The following is a 3265-nucleotide window of genomic DNA, read 5'->3' as shown; positions in this document are numbered from 1 at the left end:
GCTGTGCTGGGGCGGGACGGGCGTGCTGGTGGAGAACGCCCTCGAGCTGGCGGATGTCTCCGAGCCCGTCACCTACGCGAGCATGGTGCCCACCGCCGCGGCCGAGCTGCTGCGGATGGGTGCCATCCCCGCGAGCCTGCGCACGCTCAACCTGGCCGGTGAGGCGCTGACCAGCGACCTGGCGCAGGGGCTGTACGGGCTCGGGACGGTGGAGAAGGTGGGGAACGTCTACGGCCCCACCGAGGACACCACCTACTCGACCTACTCGCTGGTCGTGAAGGGCGCCGCGGAGGTGCGGATCGGCCGGCCGCTGCCGGGGACACGCGCGTACGTGCTGGACGCGAATCTCAACCCGGTGCCGGTCGGCGTCGCGGGTGAGCTGTACCTGGCGGGCGACGGTCTGGCGCGCGGATACGCGGCGCGTCCGGCGCTGACGGCGGAGCGCTTCATCCCCGATCCCTTCAGCCCGACCCCGGGCGCGCGGATGTACTGCACGCAGGACCGGGTGCGGTGGCGTGCTGACGGCGAGCTGGAGTACTTCGGCCGCACCGACCACCAGGTGAAGGTGCGCGGCTTCCGCGTCGAGCTGGGCGAGATCGGCACGGTGCTGGGGACGCACCCCGCGGTGGCGGAGGCCGTCGTCGTATCCCGCACCCACGGCGGGGACGTGCGGCTCGTCGCATACGTGGTCGGCCAGTCCGATGCGGACGCCAGCGACCTGCGCTCGTACCTTGAGTCGCGGCTTCCCGCGTACATGGTGCCCGCCGCGTTTGTCTGGCTGGAGCGGCTGCCGCTCACCGGCAGCGGCAAGATCGACCGCAACGCGCTGCCCGCGCCCGAGTGGGGGCATGCCGCGGCGGAAGAGCTCACGCCGCCGCGCACGCCCACGGAGGAGGTGCTCGCCGCGACCTACGCCGAGATGCTGGGCGTGGAGCGGGTCGGCCGCGAATCGAACTTCTTCGAGCTCGGCGGGCACTCGCTGCTGGCCACCCGCGTGGTGAGCCGGCTCCGCGACGTGTTCCGCATCGAGCTCCCTGTCCGCGCGCTGTTCGAGCGGCCCACGCTGGCCGGGCTCGCCGAGCGCATCGACGCCGCGCGGGGGGCGGAGCAGCCGGAGCAGTCGGAGCCGATTGTGGCGCGGCTGCACGACGGCGAGGCGCCGCTCTCGTTCGCGCAGGAGCGGCTCTGGTTCCTGGACCACCTGCAGCCGGGGGGATCGGAGTACAACCTCCCCGCCGCGCTGCGTCTGCGCGGTGCACTGAACGAGGACGCGCTGGAGCAGAGCCTCGAGGAGCTGGTGCGCCGGCACGAATCGCTACGCACCACCTTCTCGTCCGAGGGCGGCGAGCCGGTGCAGGTGATCCACCCGGCGGGCGAGTGGGTGCTGGAGATCAAGGACCTCTCGGCCCTTCCCACGGCCGAGCGGGAGAAGGCTGCTGCGCGGTTCGCCCGTGAGGAGGCGGACTGGCCGTTCGACCTGGCCGCCGGCCCGCTGTTCCGCGCGCGGCTGCTGCGGCTGGGGGATGAGGATCACGTGCTGCTGATCGTGGTCCACCACGTGGTGTTCGACGGGTGGAGCACGGGGGTGATCCTGCGCGAGCTGGGCGCGCTGTACGCCGCCTTCACGCAGGGCCTGCCCTCGCCGCTCACCGAGCCGCGCCTGCAGTACGCCGACTACGCCGGATGGCAGGGCGAGCACCTGCGCAGCGGCCGACTGGACGCGCAGCTGGCCTGGTGGCGCCAGCGCCTGGCCGGTGCGCCGGCCGTGCTGGACCTGCCCACCGACCGCCCGCGCCCGAACGCGCCCAGCCACCGCGGCGCGGTGGAGCGGCTGGAAGTGCCGGCGGAGCTCGCGGCACAGCTGCGCGCGCTGGGGCGGACGGAGGGCGCCACGCCGTTCATGGTGCTGCTCGCCGCGTTCCAGCTCCTGCTGTCTCGGTACTCGGGGCAGGAGGACGTGGTGGTGGGCAGCCCCATCGCCGGGCGCACGCGCGCCGAGCTGGAGGGGCTGGTCGGCTTCTTCGTCAACACGCTGGCGCTGCGCACCGACCTGTCGGGCAACCCGTCGTTCCGCGAGCTGCTGGGACGGGTGCGTGAGGTGACGCTGGGTGCGTACGCGCACCAGGAGCTGCCGTTCGAGCGGCTGGTGCAGGAAGTGGCGCCGGAGCGGAGCCTCGGCCACGCGCCGCTGTTCCAGGTGATGCTCACGCTGCAGAACGCGCCACGCGAGGAGCTAAAGCTGGACGGCGTCGAGGTGGAGTGGCTGGAGATCGAGGACACGGCAGCCAAGTTCGACCTCTCGCTCTTCGCCGCGGAGACGGGCGAGGCGCTGGATCTGTCGCTGCAGTACGCCACCGACCTGCTGGACGCGTCCACCGCGCGGCAGATGCTGGATCACCTGCACGCGCTGCTGGCGTGCGCCGCTGCGGATCCAGATCGTCGCGTGTCGGAGCTGGAGATGCTCGGCGCCGAGGAGCGCGCCCAGCTCGTGAGCGAGTGGGCCGCGACTCCCTCCACCCATCCGCACGCCTTCACCCACGAGCTGTTCGCGCGACAGGCCGCAGCCACGCCGGAGCGGACGGCGCTGGTGCACGGCGCCGAGCGGGTGAGCTACGCCGAGCTGGACGCCCGCGCGAACCGGCTGGCGCACTACCTCCGCGCGGCGGGCGCCGGGCCGGAGGTCCGCGTCGCCGTGCTGCTGGAGCGCACGCCGGAGCTGATCGTCTCGCTCCTAGCGGTGCTCAAGGCCGGCGCCGCCTACGTCCCCTTCGACGTCGCGAACCCGGCCGAGCGGCTGGCCTACATGATCGAGGACGCGCAGGTCTCGCTCGTCCTCACGACTTCAGCGCTGGCGGAACGTCTGCCTGAGTCCGCGGCCGCCATCGGCCGCCTGGACGCGATCGCGGACGAGCTGGTGCATCTGTCCGACGATGTGCCCGAGACCGGCGTGGGTCCGGAGAACCTATCGCACGTCATCTTCACCTCCGGCTCCACCGGCCGTCCCAAGGGGGTGATGATCCGGCACTCCAGCGCCAGCGTCCTGCTGCACTGGATGCGGGAGACGGTGACGGACGCGGAGCGCACGTGCGCCCTCTTCTCCACCTCTACCAGCTTCGACGTATCGGTCGCGGAGATCTTCGGCACGCTGTGCTGGGGCGGGACGGGCGTGCTGGTGGAGAACGCCCTCGAGCTGGCGGATGTCTCCGAGCCCGTCACCTACGCGAGCATGGTGCCCACCGCCGCGGCCGAGCTGCTGCGGATGGGT

Annotated in this window: 1 protein-coding gene; it reads left to right on the top strand. The window is 72.5% G+C overall.

The annotated features are described in order from the left end of the window. On the top strand, positions 1-3265 hold a 3265-nt coding region (locus tag VF092_20670; protein ID HEX6749718.1), incomplete at both ends, for a condensation domain-containing protein.

Origin of the sequence: Longimicrobium sp., assembly GCA_036377595.1 — a bacterium.
Lineage (GTDB): Bacteria > Gemmatimonadota > Gemmatimonadetes > Longimicrobiales > Longimicrobiaceae > Longimicrobium.
This window is presented reverse-complemented; position numbering and strand designations above follow the sequence as displayed.